Raw genomic sequence first — 17,956 nt, 5'->3', positions numbered from 1 at the left:
AGATTTATGACATACTTAATAGCATTGTGTCACATTAATTTAAAAATTTATTTTTTTGCGCTTGTTTTACCTTCTCTGGCGTTACATCGTTGCCCTCTGCATCTACAATTTTTACGTTTTCAATTGTATCGCGCATTGATGCTCGAAACGTATCCAAGTACTCTTTACGCAGAGCTGTACGTTCTTTTGCTTCTTCTTCAGTAAGATTACCTGTTTTAGCTTTTGCTGATAATTCATTAATTCGATTAATTTTTTCTTTTGATAACATAATTCCACACCTTTCAGTACCTATCTTAATGAATATGGTAGGCAAAGTATAGCATGAATTGCTTCAAAATGCAGTTATATCAACCTTTTAAGCGATGCTATTTTCTTTCAGGTAGTGCAAGACAATGAGACTAAGTGGGGCAAGCTGGGCAAATAAAATACGGCGAGTGTGTGTACAGGAATGTGTGAATAGGATTGAGACTAATTAGGGTGCAGTTCACCTACGAAATGGTCTTTTTATGGCTTATTTAACTAGCTCATGTTTGTTTCAATCTGTTTATTTTTGATATTTTATACAATGAACTTGCTATAACAAAACAAAGCACACCCAAAGTACCTTTCCAACGTTGAGGAATAAAAGGAATATAATCCTTCAAATATACAACTTCAATCATCCCCGTAAAAATTAAAAATATTCCAACAATCAAAAATATAAAACTAATAATTTTTAGTATTTCTAACACCTCTTTAGCCTTCCATTTCAAGACGAAATCGCCGACGTTGTAAAGTAGTCGGTGATATTTCATATTGCTTACATAATTCACGCATAGAAAAATGCCCCTGCTTTAGTAGACGAAGAATTTTTAATTTCAACACTCAACTGGGTGCTTACTTCGAACCATAAAAAATCCCCCCTTAGATAACAGATTTTTATTTTTTAATCTGTCTACCTAATGGGGAGCATATCAGTTATTATGAGCGCCTGGTTATGGTGACATAAAAGTAATTCTTCAATATCTTTTTAAAGGCTTAATTGATAAATTTCTAAGGATTTAATTCCTTAAGAGAATTGTAAGCACGGTACCCCACAAGAAAATCACACCATAAAAAAGTCCTTGTAATAAACCTGCTGGCAATGGAAAGAAAATCAAAAGAACGATCAGGATAAGTAAAACTATAAGGACAAATAAATTAAAATAGGTCCATCGCTTCCCTATAGTTAATGATTTTGCATAAATCCACAGTCCAAATAAAACGGTAATCATGCCTATTTGCGCTACTATAGAATGCCAAAATAAATCGATATCAGCTGGTATAAAACCAGATACAATATTTCCCAAAGCAAAAATGAGCATAAATACTGTTGCCAATATGTTTAACCAGTTCTTCTTTAGGTACTGCGAAAGATACAACACACCAATTGAAAATGTTAAACCATTCACTATAAATAATACATTCATCCAAAAATGATATGGGGAACAAATTTCATGAGGTGCAATTTCATAAGTATACTTCCCACATGATGTCACTCCCAGATCACTCATAGCTTGTTGCATAATATTATAAGGTACAAGTGAAGTCATAATAAAAATTGGTTCTATCACAAAATATAAAATTGTAACAACCCAACTTACTATTCCAACTTTTTGAGATATATGGAACAAAATTTATCCCCCTTCATATAATTACACACTTATTTGCAGAATAAATTACCAATGTAATAATCATAAATTATATGATGACCTTAATTTAATGAGACCTAGAAGGTAATTAAGCGATATTGATTTTAATCATTTATATGGAGCAAGAGTAATTCTTCTCATATATTTTGGAGAGGATAGAATAAAAGATGTTTAACCACTCTCTTTTTTATTCATTACAAGCATTGGTTGGTTCATCACCGAAAACAGTAGCAAATGTATTAGAAACGCCCTGTGCTCCTAAACACATTTTATATTCTAATTCATCGGATACGCCATAATGCAGGACTGTACTTCCTATAATAATGATTGATACCCCAAAAAATAACATTTTCTTCACATTATTTGCTCCCTTAAATAACACTCTGATTGCTCCCTTCAACAAGAAATATTTTCTATAAATAGCATATCAAAGGTATACTTCGCTCGTAAATACAGTGTTAGACTTATACAACATCAGACTTTAGACTTACATTTGATTATGATAGTTCTTCATCTCTATTTATAACATCGTTGTAGAATAGTAATTTGCAATTCCTAATCCTAGTGAAAGAAGTAATCTCTGCCTTGTATCGTAGTGGGTTGTGGTTGGGTGTATGCAATCATTTCTTCCGGGTCAATACGAAATGCATTCAGGACTGTAGACCCGAGTTCATCAAAATCTAAAGTATTCATAATCACTAGAGCGTACTTCCCTACTAGAGCTGTATACATCAATAACTTTCCATCCCACACTGCCACACCCATGTGGATCGAAAATTGAAAAGTAAGGTATGTAACTAAATTAGCACGCTGTACGTATATGATAGCCCTTTAATACTACCCTTTAATGAATAGACTAATGAGGAAAGGGGGTGTAAAAATGTGTAGAAATAATTCTATGAATTGCGGATGCGGTTGCCCAGCTGAAAATAATGTGGGATGTAATGCAGGACCATTTGTTGGTATTGATGCTGCATGTATTCCTACAATCCCTTCCAATCTAGGCTCTGCAATCATTCCATTCTCCTCTGGAAATACACCTGCGATTATATTAACGGATGTCAGTGGTTTACCTGAGACGGTTGCCCTTTTAGGATTCGGTACCGCTATTACAGGAATACCATTTACAGGTACTTCCATAGACTTAACGGCCTCTGTTGGAACTGAAGCGTTTGCTGTTGCACGTGCAGGTAGTATTACAGCTATTGCAGCATCTTTCTCTGCAACAGCTACAATAGCTGTTGCTGGAACAGTTACAATTAGAGCACAAATTTACCGTGCAACTGCTGATAGTAATATTTTCAACCCTACAAATGCATTTGTTGATTTAGTTCCACCTCTTAGCGCAATAGCTGTAGGTACCTTGACTAGGGGTCGTAAAACTATTACACCACCAGTACAAGTGGCAGATGATGATCTTTTATTAATGGTGATCTCAGCCTCTGCAACAGGAACTGCCCCCCTAAACAATTTCATAACAGGTAACGCAAGTGCAGGAATCACTATAGCTTAAAAAATGGCTTCTTCTATCTATTAATTATCTAGCGACCCTACTCATACTGAAACAACCAATATTAAATGAACAATAAATAAGTGCATGATTTAAAAAAGTTGATTGAATCATGCGCTAATTTATTGTTATAGATAATGAATTGGTTGGCTTCTTATCCAAACACTCAATAGCCTTACTATGCACTTAGAAATACCGCTCTTAATGTACTAGCTACCGTAGGCACACCTCCTTTAATCCCATAGCAATTTTAAATAGTACGTTCTTAGCTTTTGTAAAGTCAGTTGCACTATGAACCTGTGCAGCCAATAAAGCCTTATGCATTTCATCTTTATCTGTTAATACTTCGATAATTTGTTTGTTAAATACATAATAACGAAACGTATTCAGTGGCTGATTTAACAAAAATTGCGGAAGCTTTGGATGCTGAACTGGAGATTAATTTCAAATTGAAAGATGGTACGAAGGTTTAAAACAAATTACTAATTACGGTTGTCTGTTTTTTCGCATGTACAACTGCATATCATTTCCTTTATAGTTATATAGAAGGAGGAGAGGTTTAATATGGGTTATTTATTAGTATTTTTAGGTATGTTTGGAGTTATTGTAGGTCTTGTTTTATTAGTAATTGGACTAATTAAAAAGAAGAAAATGAAAGGCGGTTTTGTGTTAGGTATCTCGATAGTTGCCTTTATTATTGGGTTTATAATAGTACCTACCAACAGTACAGAATCAACTAACAACTCTAAGGATAAAGAAAAAGTAGGAACAGCAGCAAAACCTAAAGAAGAAACACCAGAAGATAACACCGAAAAGAATATGAAAAATGTAGCTACCGTTACACCTGATGAATTTAAACAAATTGAAAAAGGTATGAGTTATGATCAAGTAAAAAAAATCCTCGGTGGCAAAGCGAAAAATGAAAAGAAAAATCAATTTGATGAAAAGTTAGTTTCACTAGATTTTGACGGTGAAAGTGGTGTAGATAAAGATTCATCTATGACTATTATTTTCAATGATGGAAAAGTTGATATTATTATGGAACGCGGCTTAATTACAAAGAAAGAGGAATTTACTAAAGAAGAGAAAGAAAAAATTGAGGAAAATATATCTCAAATAAAAAGTAGAGTTTCAACAGACGAAGTAGAAAAAATTATTACTGATAAACTAGGCAAAAATAATAATATGAAGAAAAAGGTAATCGAAAAAATAGAAGCAACAGACAGTAATTTAAATATAACATTAAATGCTTCAGAAAATTTTACAGTTGATATGACTAAGCGTAACATGTGGATGGATTCGATTAAAATACTAGAACCACTTTCGAAAACTAATAACATTAAACAAGTTAACTTTAATTGGCAACTTCCACTCGTTGATAAATTTGGTAACGAAAAAGATGCAGAAGTAATGAAATTTAGTATTGATAAATCAACACTAGATAAAATAAATTGGGATAAATTCTTAACAGAAAACTTCCCAGATGTAGTTAATAATTATAAGGAACATCCAGCTTTAAATCAAAAATAGGTCACTCAAGGTAGTGGCTTTTTATTGTCAAAAATAAACGATTTTTATTATGGTAAATAAATATTTTAATGGTTAAAGTTATATTTATAGGTTATTTAAAGAAATCACCTTTAACAAGTTAAAAGGAGGATACATAAGTGAAAAATTTATTTAATAAGAGTTTTATTTATCTAGCATTAATACTGATAGTACTAGTTAGTTATAGTGTTGAAAATGCACAGGCTGAAGATGGGTATTCAGAAAATGTAATACCCAAAATGACCTCAGATGTATCAGAGTTTGGCAAAGCTTCATCTTCAAGTAACTATAGTGGAACACCTAGTTGGAAAGCATTTGATGGTGTGCTAAACTATCAAAATGGTAGTACATACAATGCTTGGGGGACTACCAAAGAAACAGGATGGTTAGCTTACGAATTTACAACTCCAAAAGCCATCAGTAAATATGTAATGTATAATAGTGGGCAATGGCCAACTTTATTCCCGAACACATGGACGTTTGAAGCGTGGGATGGATCTCAGTGGATAGTCTTAGATTCCCAAAGTAATGTTACAAAAGAAGATTGGAAGACGAACCCAAAACAAAGTTTTACTTTTGAAAATACTAATTATTATAACAAATACAGAGTTAATATCACCCTAGCTAACGGTGCAACTGGTACTGTCAGATCCGGAATATGTGAACTGCAAATGATGGAAAAGATTTCAACTCCTTCAGAGCCTAATACTGAATCGATCACATTAGACAAGAATGCATTAGAACTTTTAGAAGGTAGTCAAGATAAGTTAATAGCCACAGTAATTCCAGATACTTCAAAAGTAGTATGGTCCTCTAGTGATGATTCAATTGCCACTGTAGATCAGAATGGTAATGTAACCGCTATTCGCGAAGGCGAGGCAATAATTACTGCAAAGATAGAAAACACAGATATTGCTGCCACTAGTACAGTGATTGTTAAGACACCAATCAATGAATTTTCAAGTGCCATTTTAAGCATTACTTTAGTAAACGGTATAACAAAAGAGTATGACGTTACTAATAAAGTATTAAATGACTATTTGAATTGGTTTGATAGTGCACAAGGAACTTCAACATTCAAATTTTCTAAAACTATCTCCCCTTATAAAAAGGTAACTGAATATATCGTACATGATAAGATTGCTTCATTTGAAGTAAGAGAATACTAAACATAAAAAGACCAGGTACTCACTTGAAAATGAGCACCTGGTTATTTATTTAGATGGCTTAAAAGCAATTCCTGACAGCCCCCCTTTCTTAAATTATTTCAAACGCTCTATTGGAAATAGTCCACCTCCTCGATGAGTGGTGGGATGAATATTATTACGCTGTTTTAGCGGAAGAATGGACATAATACCTTCCTTGTAAAACAAAAAAGATTAGCGGTGCAAATTATTTGCCCGCTAATCTTTCTTGATGCTCCTTATATCTTCGATGTACCGTCGCCTTACTAATGTCAAAACCAAGTCCTCTTAGTGACACGGCAATTTCCTCAAAGGTGAAGCCACGATTACGAAGTAGCACGATTTCTTCTACAGGTACTTCTTTGCGTTCCTGCCCATTAGGATTCCCACGATTGGACAGATTTTCTTCGGGCCGATAGCCATTTTCTACTGCACGACGCATGCCTCTGCGAATCTTCGCATTATGAATTTTACGCTGGTACTCCTCGACAATCGCTAAAATTTCAAGGAGCATCGTGTCCATCTCATTCAGCTGAACAGGCCCTGCATCACGCATGGAAAAAACGTCTGTTTCTGTTTTTTGCAACAAATGCAGCACCGCCATTCGTGCATTACCACGTCCTAAACGTGTCTCATCCTGAACAAATAATGCTTGAATCTCTTGTTCTTTTATGAAATCTAGCATTTCAAGCAGTCCCTCTCGCTCAACATCATAGCCGCTATGTTTATCCGTAAAAACACCCTTAACATCATAGCCTTGCTGATGAGCATAGTGCACTAATTCTTCCTCTTGGCGCTCAAGAGAGGAACTTTGCGTCTCTTTTTCTGTACTTACGCGGCAATAAACAACAGCCGATTGGTGATTATTCATCATTTTTCATTTCTCGCAATTTCAATTGAATTTGTGGGCCTGGCGTTCTCCCCCACTACTGGTATGACCAATGATTTGCCTGCTACGATATTGACGTTCTTTAATTCATTTTCTACTTTTACAAGCTTTATCCAGTCATCTGTTCCCATTTTACCACGGTATTGTTCTGCTAACGACCATAAGCTATCGCCATGTTCTATAGGAATTTCTGTATATGTAATATCTCCAGGGTCTGTTACAAAAAGGTACCCCGCAAATAGTAAACAAGCCCCGATTAAAATTGAAATATGTGTATTTTTCTTTATCCAGCTCATGATTATAACCCCTTTTTAGAATGTTTGTTCGGAATGTATGTTCTGATTTTAAAACGAACAAACGTTTTTGTCAAACACTTTTCGAACCTATGTTTGCATAAGTGTTCGCATTCTGCTATACTATCTAGTAAGAAGAACAAAAGATAAAAAGAGGTGAGCAATCATGAAAAAAGTTTCTAAAAGACAAGAGGACATATTAGCATTTATCAAAGAAGAAGTGCGCGCAAAAGGTTATCCACCATCTGTACGAGAAATCGGTGAAGCGGTTGGACTTGCTTCTAGCTCAACAGTTCATGGACATTTAGCTCGTTTAGAGCAAAAAGGCTTCATCCGTCGAGATCCAACAAAACCTCGTGCCATTGAAATTTTAGAGCCCGAGGATTCCATTCAAAAACAAAGCGTCATTCATGTACCACTTGTAGGGAAAGTAACAGCTGGATCACCAATTACGGCAATTGAAAATATCGATGAATATTTCCCTTTACCAGATACTTATGGCACAAGCGAAGATCAGCTATTTATGTTAGAAATCATGGGGGAATCAATGATTGAAGCAGGCATTTTTGACGGGGATTTAGTAATCGTAAAACAAAAGTCTACTGCCGATAATGGTGATATTGTCGTTGCCATGACAGAAGAGGACGAAGCAACCGTTAAACGTTTCTTCAAGGAAAAAACACATTTCCGATTACAACCAGAAAATGCGACAATGGAGCCAATTATTGTTGACCAAGTAACGATTTTAGGACAAGTTGTAGGCTTATACCGCCGAGTTCATTAATAATAGATTCACAATATGGATTCATCAAAAAAGAGAAGCATACAACTATGCTTCTCTTTTGTATTTCAAACTCGCTTTGATAAAAGCGGTGAACAGCTTCTTCGCTGTCTCATCCCCTACGATTGCCTGTTCTTCAGGATGCCACTGCACTGCGAGACAAAACGGCAAAGTGTCATGTACTACCGCTTCGACAATACCATCACTCGATTTTGCTACCACATTTAATTTTTCCGCTAATACATTAATCGCTTGGTGATGCATTGAATTCACCGCAATTCGATCTTCTTCCACAATGGTTTTTAATAAATTATCCGAAACGATATTGACATTGTGTGTGGCAACACCTCGAGCTGCTTGCTGCATATGCTTTAACAGCTTACTACTATGATATTCACTTTCCATATCCTGATAGAGCGTGCCGCCAAGAGCAATATTCAACATTTGAATACCTCGGCAAATGCCAAAGATCGGCATTTGTCTTATTAAAGCCGCATTAATCAATGCGAGTTCTAGTGTATCCCTTTCTGGTTGAATCTGTCCTAATCCTGTAGATGGCTCTGCGCCAAAGTGAAATGGATGCACGTCATAACCACCAGATAGTAATAAGCCATCTGTCAACGATAAAATCTGCGCCACATCCTTATCTACCTCAAGTGGGATAATCAGTGGAATACCCCCCGCTTCAATTATACTTTTACAATACGCTACATTTAATCTTGATGATAAATCATCCTCCGCAAATGCCGTTATCCCTATAACAGGTTTCACACGATCGCCTCCCTAGCTAAAAGGTTTTTCGTCTACCAAAATCCTACATACCAATCTATGATGGCATCTCCAAAAAAATAAACAACTACGGCGGCAAGCGCAATCGATGGGCCAAACGGTATAGGCGTTTTCCTCCCCTGCTGACGCAGTCGGAGCACCACGATGCCAACTATCATGCCCATTGTCGCAGCTAAAAACAATGTTAACAGTGTCTCCAACGTGCCAAGTACAAGACCAATTAAAAAGAATAATTTTATATCCCCACCGCCCATGCCACCACGTGACAGCACAGCGATCAAATATAATATGCCAAAACCAACTACAGCACCTACAATACTATCCCACCACGGTGTCAATGGCGACACCACACGCCCTATAATCAACAATGGCAAAAAGAAAATCAGTACTTTATCAGGTATAAGCATATACGCCAGGTCAGAAACGACAAGTATCACTAATAATGATATAAATAAAATCGCAACAATAAATTCTACGCTAAAACCTAATCGCCCATACGCAAATGCAAATAATAGTCCCGTGATAAGCTCCATGAGCGGATAAATCCATGAGATTTTTTGCCCACAGCTACGACATTTGCCACCTAAACAGACATAGGACAGCACCGGCACTAAATCCAGTGCCGTTAGTTGCCTGTTGCAGTTCGTACAGTGCGAAGGTGGACTGACAATCGACTCTTTCACAGGCACACGTAGACCCACAACATTAAAAAATGAACCAAAAACAAGCCCAAAGATAAAAACTGTCACTGTATAAGCCATTTCCATTTTTCTTGCCTCCTAAACCAATAGACGCCCATACATTTGAAGTATGCGCGCCTACAAATTATTGTTGTCCTTCATAATAAAACGTTGTTACCTGAACAGTTGCTGTAATAGTTGAATCTGCATCCTCTTGAAATTTTTCTTCTTCACCAGTTAATGAGAAATCCAATGCATCTATCTTCATGACGCGTTCAATTTTTTCAATTTCTTTTAAAAATTCGAGCATTGCTTTAGCGTCTATCGCCGCCACATCAATACTAAAGGTCACTAATTTTAACTCTGCTGGTAGTGATTCTTTTGCAATCGTAGACGATGGCAATTGGTTTTCTGCTTCCTCACTTTTTTCAGTATTTGACTGTTCTCCTGTTTCAGTTGCTGGTTGCTCTGTATCTACTTGCTCCTCTGGAGTAGGTGAGTTAGGATCTGAAATAGTCGAGTCTATAACGAGTGAATCATAATTATTAAAGTCCACAGATTCTACCCTTGTTCCTGTCACCGCTTCGATTTCTTCAATATGTCGAATGACTTCTTCAATGGCACGAGTTTGAGGCACTTTTTTACGTAAAGCTAAAACACTCGTACCATGTGGCACCTGTTCTGATTCAAGCACTGCTACTTGCTCCTGAATAGTTGCAACTTCTTGTTGCAGCGAGCTAATAGCATTCTGCTTTGCCTCTACTTGATCCAACTTTGGCGTTAATATATAGTAATGAAGAGCAAATAAAATGGCAGCGACTAACGCTGTTAGCAAAAGAATCGCTGAATTTTTATTACTTGTCATGATTCCCTACCCCCAGCTAGATAGATATAGTCAATTGCTAATGTAATAGTGACCGAATAACGCGGCATTTCCTTAAATTTATCCATTGAATTTTCTTCGTCCTGATCCCCGATGGATAGATCAAAATTAGAAATAGTACCAACCTGAATATCATTAAAAAATGAGCTGACTGTAAGTTTATCTAGATAACTTGAAATAGCTGACATGGTTTCAAAATCAGCAATAATTTCAATATCTTTCTCACCAAATACGTAGTTTCTTAGATACGTCTGCTCGGGCAATAATACTTGTGTTTCATCGATTAATGGTGACACAGGATATGAAACATTATCTACGAATTGTACAGATTGTTCCAATGATCCCTTGTTTGTATTACGTTTGACATCCAGCTCAATCTGTAGTTGGTCACGCTGTGATGCGAGCTCCACCTCTTGTGCACTTAATTTAGTAAGGTCACCCTTCGCTTGGAAATACGAGAAAATCATATAACCTAATATGATACCAATCAGTACAATCAATAATACATATACTACTGTTGGTGCCGACTTCTTCTTTTCTAGATTCGGCAAGAGGTTAATTTCTGGTACCATTAGTGAACCCCCTTCAATGCAAGCCCAATTAAACTAGCAAACTTCTCCGAAAATTGAGGGAAGGACTTTACAATCATTGCATCATTTAACACTGTAATCGGCGTAGTAAAATTATTACCTAGCAACTCTGCAATCATAGTCAATAATGGATTATCACCTAAAATAATGATATTATCTACACTCTTTTCACCTTTATGTAAAGAGAATTTAAAGAAATTCATAATACGATCAATTTCAAGGACCTGATCAGTTAGTATCATTTGATAGTCGCTGTTGTCACCAATTAAATTGAATGAATAATTAAACTCCTCAATCTCCTCAGGCTGCCACTTTGTCAAATCCGTTTCAAATGATTGATATCGCAAAAATTCAAGATGTCCAAGCGAAAAAATACTAATGGACAATTCATTTATTGACCAATCTGCTATTAAATACGTTCTATCATTCTGTAATAATTGCAGATACTCGAGTAGACGAATATTACACAATGCACGTATATCTGCTACTTGTGGTTCTATAGAAGCATCTAATAATAGACTAACTGTTTTAGTCACTTCTTCTGATGGAGCAGCAAATAACATGGCCTGCCCATCCTCAGGTGTTGGGTCATAGACATCAATGAGCGGCTCTTGAAACGGTAAATGAATTGATTGCCCAAGTTCCATCTCTACATAGCCTTTCAGATTTTTAGATTCGACATCACGAGGGTGTTCAAAACTTTTTAATAAAACGGAAGTATCCGGAACGAAAATACGCGCATTTTGCTTCTTGCCTGCCCATTTCGCAACATTATTTTTCATAATATCAAACATGGCCATTTCATCCATTATAATGGAACCCTCAACAATGTCTTGCGCTAAGGGCTGTTCATAGCCTTTCCATGTTGCCGGATCAGCACCTTTTGCCACAATCGCACGCACTACATAATCCTTTATTTCAATCGACACATGCGAATTTTTTTTCTTATTAAACATGCGTAAAGATGCCTCCTTTTCAATAGTGGAATGTGAATTATAACCATCCATTTCCCAACCAGAAGCGTAGCCTAAGCTACGCCTCTGAGTGAGTTGGGAGGGTTAATTGCCCCAGTTAAATGTATCATCTTCTAAATCTTTTTGATCTACTTTCAATGCATCTAAGTTACCCACAGAAATAGTAAAGTCTTTTCCTCCTGCTTCACCTTCTGCTGTAATTGTCATACCTGACTTTGCTACCGTAAATGTTTTAATAGATCCTTTATTAGTAAGATATTCTGTTACATTAGTAGATTCGTCAGTAAAAGTTGTTTCATTAGTGTTATCTGTAAAATATATATTTGCTGCACTTAGTATGTTTGCCGCATCAGCTTTCGCTCCCTTGACGCGACTATTATCAATAATATTCCCAATCGCAGGAATAGCAATTGCAGCTACGATTGCTAGGATAACGATTACTGCTAGTAACTCGATAAGCGTTAAACCTTTTTGATTTTTTAATACTTTTTTGTTCATGATTTTTTTGAACATTGGTGTTCCTCCTTTAAAATTTTATTATAATTAGTGCTAAAACACGTACACCCATTACTGCGATACTCTGATTTCCATACCACCCCCTTTCAATTTATCTAGCGATTACATACTTTCGTATAATGCAAACATCGGTAGGAAAATAGCCGCTACTATCACACCTACGACAGCTGCTAAAACAAGTATCATCAACGGTTCTATCAGCGATTTTAATGTATCGACTGAGCGATCCACCTCATCCTCATAAAAATCCGCTATCTTTTCTAGCATGTAATCGAGGGAACCTGTTTTTTCACCTATTGAAGTCATTTGGGTCACTAATGGCGGGAATAGCCAGCTTTTTTCTAGAGGCTCAGATAATGTTCCACCTTTTTCAAGATTATCTCGGGCCTCTAAAACTACCTTGCCAATAACCGGATTACCTACTACTTTTTCTACAATCCCTAGTGCTTGTAAAATTGGCACAGAGCTACTAAATAAAGCCGATAGGGTTCTTGTCATACGTGCAATGACGTTCTTCTGCATTAAAGCACCAAATACAGGCATACGCAGGAGCGTATAATTGACATTGTAATAAAACAACTTATTATTTTTATAAAAGAATCTAAAGGTAAGCATCGCTAAAATGACAATGGCAGTTGCGAGATACCAATACTTTATTAACCAATTTGAAATACTGACAACAATGACCGTTAGTACGGGCATTTCCAAATCCATATCCTCAAAAGTTGCCATAAACGTTGGCACAATGAAAATCATTAAAAACATACCAACAGCAATAGTTAACACTGACAAAATAGCAGGATAGGTCAATGCAGATTGCACTTTTTTCTTTATCTTAAATTGCTTTTCAAATGTGCCTGCTAAGCGTTCTAATGTCTCATCAATATTCCCTGTTGCTTCACCGGAACGCATCATATTGACAAACATTACTGGAAAAACTTTCGGATGCTTGGCAGCAGCATCCGAAAATGACGTACCACCACGTATATCCTCTTCAACTTGTTCTAATGCCTTTTTTAATGCCTTGCTTTTCGTTTGTGAACCTAAAATATGTGTGGCCTCTACAATCGAAACGCCAGCACGAATTAATGTGGCATACTGACGGCAGTAAATAACGAAATCTTGATGTTTCACTTTGCCACCGATATTCAAGTCTTTATGTAAAATACTTTTTGACGCTTCAAGCTCCCGTGCATTAATGCCTTGCGCTCGTAATTTTTCGAGTGCTGCATTTTTATTTACAGCATCAATAATCCCCTTTTTTTGGGTACCTGTTTTTGTACGTCCACTATATCGAAAAACGGTCAACTATAATCACCCGCATTCATATAGGGCCTTGCATCCTCTAATGAAATTTTTCCCGTAGCAATCAACTGCTGCATGGATGATTCCAAAGTATGCATACCTAAAGCACGACTTGTCTGCATAACACTTGGAATTTGGTGAACTTTTTCATTGCGGATTAAATTAGATATGGATGGTGCCTGTACTAATATTTCAGTTGCTGCAATCCGTCCCTTTGCATCCTTTCGTACAAATAAGCGCTGAGAAATTATGCCAACTAAGACATTGGCTAATTGCACACGAATTTGACTTTGCTGGTGCGGTGGAAAAACATCTATAATACGATCGATAGTTGTGGGAGCACTACTTGTATGTAATGTTGCCATAACTAAGTGACCTGTTTCTGCAGCGGTTATGGCTGTTGAAATCGTTTCATAATCACGCATCTCACCGACTAAAATGATGTCAGGGTCCTGACGTAGTGCTGCACGCAAACCATTTGCGAAGCTTTGTGTATCTACTCCTACTTCACGTTGATTGATCACCGATTTTTTATGTGTATGTAAATACTCAATTGGATCTTCAAGCGTGATAATGTGCTTTGCTTTTGTTTCATTAATATAGTCAATCATCGCTGCAAGTGTTGTGGATTTACCAGAACCTGTTGGACCTGTCACTAAAATAAGCCCTTGAGGTTTTTCGGCTAGCTGATACAGTACCTGCGGCATATTTAACGACTCAATGGAGGGAATTTTTGCTTCGATTAGACGTGCAGCTATTGTCACCTCATTGCGTTGATGATAAGCATTCACACGGAAACGACATTTCCCAGGCAATGAATAGTTAAAATCCGTTTCACCTTTGTCATGAAATTCTTGATATTTATGTTCTGGCAAAATAGCTTTCACCATACTCAGTAACTCTTCGGAAGTAAGTGGTTCGCTACCATAATGTTCTAGCTGACCATGAATACGATAAACAGGTGGAATGCCTTTTGTTAAATGTAAGTCCGATGCTTTTTCCTCAAATGAACGTATTAAAAGTTCTTCAATATTTCTCGGTGTTGTCATCACACGCTTCACATCCTAATCTACATTTGCCACACGCAATACTTCTGAAGTGGTTGTTTGTCCATCAACTACTTTTAACAAGCCATCTACTAGTAAAGTGTAATAGCCCTCTTGTTTCATATAGTCGCGAATAACACGCTCACTACTGCGACTTAAAATCATATCTTTAATATGGCGATCAATTGGTAAAATTTCATGAATAGCCATACGCCCACGGTAACCTGTCTGGTTGCAAGATGGACAACCCCTTCCACGTCTACCATGTGTTACTCCTTCAATGCCGTTATCATGCATGATTTCTAATTCATGATTTGTGAACGTATATGTTTCCCCACAATCACGACAAACTCGGCGTACTAAGCGCTGCGCCATAATTCCTATTAAGGAGGAAGATAATAAGAAAGGTTCAATACCCATATCCTGTAAGCGTGATATTGACTCTACAGCACTATTCGTATGCAAGGTACTTAACACTAAGTGACCTGTTAAAGAAGCACGTACAGCAATTTGCGCCGTTTCTAAATCCCGAACTTCCCCAATCATGACGATATCTGGGTCTTGGCGCAAAATGGAGCGTAATCCAGCAGCAAACGTTAAACCAACTTCTTCTTTCACTTGAATTTGGTTAATGCCATCTAGCTGATATTCTACAGGGTCTTCAACTGTGATAATGTTGACACCTTCTTCATTTAAGTTATTTAAAGCGGCGTACAATGTAGAAGATTTACCTGAACCAGTTGGCCCCGTGATCAACATAATGCCATTAGGATTGGCAATCATTTTACGAAAAAGTGCTTCGTTTCCTTCAGTAAAGCCAAGCTGGTCAATTGAATTGGCAACATTACTTAAATCCAAAATTCGCATAACGACTTTTTCGCCATAAACTGTCGGCAGTGTAGAAAGTCGAATGTCTACTGGCTTGAAATTGACATTCGTTTTAATACGTCCATCTTGAGGAATACGATTTTCCGTTATATTTAAACTCCCCATAATTTTTATACGTGCTAAAACAATACTTTGCATATGTTTAGGCAATGAACGTTCTGTTTTAAGAACACCATCTACACGATAGCGAACTCGTAAATCCGTTTCCTGCGGGTCGAAGTGAATATCACTCGCACGTTGCGCTACACCATTGGCAATAATCTGGTTAACAAGACGAACAATCGGTGAATCCTCACGTTCAATTTCAACCTGCGTTTCCCCACTTGTCGTGCCAATGTCTAACAACGCAGCTTCCATCGATTCTTGCAAATCATAATATTTTGTCAGCGTACGATATAAATCATCTTTTGCTGCAATACTTGTTTCTATTTGACAGCCGGTTGCCATACGCACTTCTTCTATTGCAAAATAGTCCATAGGATCAGCCATGGCGATGAATAGCTTATTTTTCTCACGACGAATTGGAATAATATTCGCACGTTTCGCCAACTCAGCTGGAACTAGTTGAAGTAAATCCGGGCTAATTGAATATTGATTTAAATGAATGTGTGGAATACCTAATTGAAACTCAAGTACTTCGATTAATTGTTGCTCTGTTAAGATATTTTCTTTAATAAGAAAATCCCCTAATTTTTCTTCCTTGGTTTTACTCGTTAGGGCATATTCCAATTGCGTTTCTGTAATAACACCCGATTCAACAAGTAAATCCCCCAACCGCTTACGTCCTGACTTTACTGCCATCTGAATGCACTCCTTTCTTTAAGGACTTGTTTGTACGAAATTACCGCCTTTATCATAGTAGCCATAAACAATTTCAGGATCATTTGATGTTGAAGAAGTAGTTCTATTTGGTGGTGTTGCGTCATTTTTATTAGCAGGTTTTTGTGGATTATTAGATTGTGTATCCGGTAATCCATCCCCATCTAAATCAAGCTGTAAGTCAGTGTCAGTTGTGTTTGTTGCATTTCCTGATTTAGGCTGTCTCGAAGATTGCACGACAATTTTATTAATAGGTGCGTAATAATCACGGCTTACAAGCTCTTCCCTCGTGCTACCATTTTCTAAAAACGAACGGTACACCTCAACACGCACTCCTTCTTGCCCTTTTTGTACAATCTCTTCTGCACCAATAGCTAATTCTTTTGAATAGCGAGTAATGATACGAGGTTTTATGATTTTATCTTTACTGACGCGAACGGATATCTCTTTTTCTTTTTTTTGAGCCAGCGTTTCTACTTTTAAAGAATTATTTTCTACAGTTAGTTTTAACCTATTTGGTTGATCGGAATGATTAACAAATTGCAAATCCTTATTTAAGGCACGATTCACTCCTGCATCTAAACCTTGTTGCAAATACTCCGGGATTACTTTTTGAGAGTGTCGTTCTAAAATCTCGTAATCAGTTTGAAGCACAATATGATAAATCATAGAAGCAACAAAATCTACTCCTTCACTATTCGCTTGCTCAAACGTTTCTCCTATAGTTGCTAAAAATGAAAATGGTTCATTGGGAGCGATAACAAAATCATTAAATGAATTGGCAAGCTCCACAACCCCTAAAGCATTTTTAGGAATATCTTCAATAGATAAAGCTAAACGTTCTTCCTCAATTGAAGATGTATCGGCTACTGTTGCTTCAATCTCATGTTTTTGTAAATAGGAAGCTTGCGAAACTATCTCGTTCAGTGTTGCTTCTACCTCCCACGCACCCACAGATTCAAGTTTCCTCTTCACTTGCTCATCCACCACCACATGTAATGGAATATGTACTGTTTTCCTTTGCTTCCAGAAGTCATACCAAGATTTGTCCGTTAAACTATGATATTCAGCTATGGAACTCGCTACATCAAAGGCAAACAATGTAGGATCCAGCGTGACTGTAAGACCAGCCCCTTCAACATGGATTGGAGTGTCTTGCCAGGTATCAATAGCCTCCTGAATCGCAGTTTCAATAGCTTCATCCTCTAGATTCTTAATTGAAATCCCACCAATTGTAGAGTCCCCCCCTTTAGCTAACGCACTATCTACTATTAGATTGGGTATCCAGACTGCCATCAGAACCACTAGACCTACTACTATTGAACCTACTTTCATATACAACTTCACAGACTCACTTCCTTTACAATTATGACCCAAAAATAAGCACCTATTATACTATAGTAAATCAATACTTTATATTCATATATTTATAATACTACAAAAATAACGTAATTGAACACACCTTTTTACCTAATGATTGTGATTAAATTGTGAATATTATACATTTCACATAGTTATATAATGCCATCAAATTCAAATCACCATATTGTCAATATGTTTTTAAACCTATATAATTAGGCTGAAATTACCT

At 36.8% G+C, this 17,956-nt stretch carries 21 protein-coding genes; 4 read left to right on the top strand and 17 right to left on the bottom strand.

What is annotated here, in order from left to right; translation table 11 throughout:
• Positions 1-34: 34 nt before the first annotated feature.
• The 5 genes from ACQKII_RS16405 to ACQKII_RS16385 form a co-directional block, all read right to left on the bottom strand.
• Entirely contained in the window at positions 35-268 is a 234-nt protein-coding gene (locus tag ACQKII_RS16405; protein ID WP_143997826.1) for a DUF896 domain-containing protein, read from the bottom strand.
• 256 nt (positions 269-524) lie between these two features.
• Complete coding sequence (locus ACQKII_RS16400; RefSeq protein WP_427461003.1) at positions 525-731, bottom strand: hypothetical protein; 207 nt, start codon at positions 729-731, stop codon at positions 525-527.
• A gap of 4 nt (positions 732-735) precedes the next feature.
• Positions 736-864, bottom strand: a complete 129-nt coding sequence (locus ACQKII_RS16395) for a helix-turn-helix domain-containing protein (RefSeq protein ID WP_427461002.1) — start codon at positions 862-864, stop codon at positions 736-738.
• A gap of 176 nt (positions 865-1,040) precedes the next feature.
• The gene (locus ACQKII_RS16390; RefSeq protein WP_427461001.1) at positions 1,041-1,652 is read right to left on the bottom strand and encodes a DUF998 domain-containing protein; all 612 of its coding nucleotides are present in this window, start codon (positions 1,650-1,652) and stop codon (positions 1,041-1,043) included.
• Positions 1,653-1,857: 205 nt separating this feature from the next.
• Entirely contained in the window at positions 1,858-2,052 is a 195-nt protein-coding gene (locus ACQKII_RS16385) for a hypothetical protein (RefSeq protein ID WP_427461000.1), read from the bottom strand.
• Positions 2,053-2,550: 498 nt separating this feature from the next.
• On the opposite strand from ACQKII_RS16385, the gene ACQKII_RS16380 reads away from it, so the two are divergent.
• From ACQKII_RS16380 to ACQKII_RS16370, 3 genes are all read left to right on the top strand, one after another.
• Positions 2,551-3,183: an exosporium glycoprotein BclB-related protein gene (locus ACQKII_RS16380; RefSeq protein ID WP_427460999.1), complete on the top strand. Its 633-nt coding sequence runs from the start codon at positions 2,551-2,553 to the stop codon at positions 3,181-3,183.
• A gap of 561 nt (positions 3,184-3,744) precedes the next feature.
• Entirely contained in the window at positions 3,745-4,710 is a 966-nt protein-coding gene (locus tag ACQKII_RS16375; protein WP_427460998.1) for a hypothetical protein, read from the top strand.
• A 137-nt stretch (positions 4,711-4,847) separates the two neighbouring features.
• Positions 4,848-5,897 (top strand): Ig-like domain-containing protein, encoded by a 1,050-nt coding sequence (locus ACQKII_RS16370; protein WP_427460997.1) that lies wholly within the window; start codon positions 4,848-4,850, stop codon positions 5,895-5,897.
• A gap of 223 nt (positions 5,898-6,120) precedes the next feature.
• Here ACQKII_RS16370 and ACQKII_RS16365 read toward each other — a convergent pair whose 3' ends face one another.
• The gene (locus ACQKII_RS16365; protein WP_427460995.1) at positions 6,121-6,786 is read right to left on the bottom strand and encodes a YneB family resolvase-like protein; all 666 of its coding nucleotides are present in this window, start codon (positions 6,784-6,786) and stop codon (positions 6,121-6,123) included.
• Entirely contained in the window at positions 6,783-7,097 is a 315-nt protein-coding gene (gene yneA / locus ACQKII_RS16360) for a cell division suppressor protein YneA (protein ID WP_427460993.1), read from the bottom strand. Before yneA ends, ACQKII_RS16365 begins: the two co-directional genes overlap by 4 nt.
• 163 nt (positions 7,098-7,260) lie before the next feature.
• On the opposite strand from yneA, the gene lexA reads away from it, so the two are divergent.
• A complete protein-coding gene (gene lexA / locus ACQKII_RS16355) occupies positions 7,261-7,878 on the top strand; it encodes a transcriptional repressor LexA (protein ID WP_143997821.1) in 618 nt (205 codons plus the stop codon).
• A gap of 45 nt (positions 7,879-7,923) precedes the next feature.
• Here lexA and ACQKII_RS16350 read toward each other — a convergent pair whose 3' ends face one another.
• The 10 genes from ACQKII_RS16350 to ACQKII_RS16305 all read right to left on the bottom strand — a co-directional run bounded on the left by ACQKII_RS16350 (position 7,924) and on the right by ACQKII_RS16305 (position 17,712).
• Positions 7,924-8,646 (bottom strand): gamma-glutamyl-gamma-aminobutyrate hydrolase family protein, encoded by a 723-nt coding sequence (locus tag ACQKII_RS16350; protein WP_427460991.1) that lies wholly within the window; start codon positions 8,644-8,646, stop codon positions 7,924-7,926.
• Positions 8,647-8,678: 32 nt separating this feature from the next.
• Positions 8,679-9,431, bottom strand: coding sequence for a prepilin peptidase (locus tag ACQKII_RS16345; RefSeq protein ID WP_427460989.1), 753 nt, complete (start codon positions 9,429-9,431; stop codon positions 8,679-8,681).
• A 58-nt stretch (positions 9,432-9,489) separates the two neighbouring features.
• A complete protein-coding gene (locus tag ACQKII_RS16340) occupies positions 9,490-10,209 on the bottom strand; it encodes a potassium transporter (RefSeq protein ID WP_427460987.1) in 720 nt (239 codons plus the stop codon).
• Positions 10,206-10,799, bottom strand: coding sequence for a PilN domain-containing protein (locus ACQKII_RS16335; protein WP_427460985.1), 594 nt, complete (start codon positions 10,797-10,799; stop codon positions 10,206-10,208). Before ACQKII_RS16335 ends, ACQKII_RS16340 begins: the two co-directional genes overlap by 4 nt.
• On the bottom strand, positions 10,799-11,773 hold the full coding sequence (gene pilM, locus ACQKII_RS16330; protein WP_427460983.1) for a type IV pilus biogenesis protein PilM: 975 nt from the start codon (positions 11,771-11,773) through the stop codon (positions 10,799-10,801). The genes ACQKII_RS16335 and pilM overlap by 1 nt, the downstream gene beginning before the upstream one ends.
• Positions 11,774-11,875: 102 nt before the next feature.
• Positions 11,876-12,304, bottom strand: a complete 429-nt coding sequence (locus ACQKII_RS16325) for a prepilin-type N-terminal cleavage/methylation domain-containing protein (protein WP_427460981.1) — start codon at positions 12,302-12,304, stop codon at positions 11,876-11,878.
• 105 nt (positions 12,305-12,409) lie between these two features.
• The gene (locus ACQKII_RS16320) at positions 12,410-13,615 is read right to left on the bottom strand and encodes a type II secretion system F family protein (RefSeq protein ID WP_427460979.1); all 1,206 of its coding nucleotides are present in this window, start codon (positions 13,613-13,615) and stop codon (positions 12,410-12,412) included.
• A complete protein-coding gene (locus tag ACQKII_RS16315) occupies positions 13,612-14,661 on the bottom strand; it encodes a type IV pilus twitching motility protein PilT (RefSeq protein WP_427461103.1) in 1,050 nt (349 codons plus the stop codon). The genes ACQKII_RS16320 and ACQKII_RS16315 overlap by 4 nt, the downstream gene beginning before the upstream one ends.
• 15 nt (positions 14,662-14,676) lie before the next feature.
• Complete coding sequence (locus ACQKII_RS16310; protein WP_427460977.1) at positions 14,677-16,347, bottom strand: GspE/PulE family protein; 1,671 nt, start codon at positions 16,345-16,347, stop codon at positions 14,677-14,679.
• Positions 16,348-16,365: 18 nt separating this feature from the next.
• Positions 16,366-17,712 (bottom strand): VanW family protein, encoded by a 1,347-nt coding sequence (locus ACQKII_RS16305; RefSeq protein ID WP_427460975.1) that lies wholly within the window; start codon positions 17,710-17,712, stop codon positions 16,366-16,368.
• Positions 17,713-17,956 lie beyond the last annotated feature (244 nt).

The organism is Lysinibacillus sp. NPDC048646, assembly GCF_050272295.1.
Taxonomy (GTDB): Bacteria; Bacillota; Bacilli; order Bacillales_A; family Planococcaceae; genus Lysinibacillus.
The sequence above is the reverse complement of the archived record's forward strand: the minus strand, read 5'-3'. Positions and strand labels throughout refer to the sequence as shown.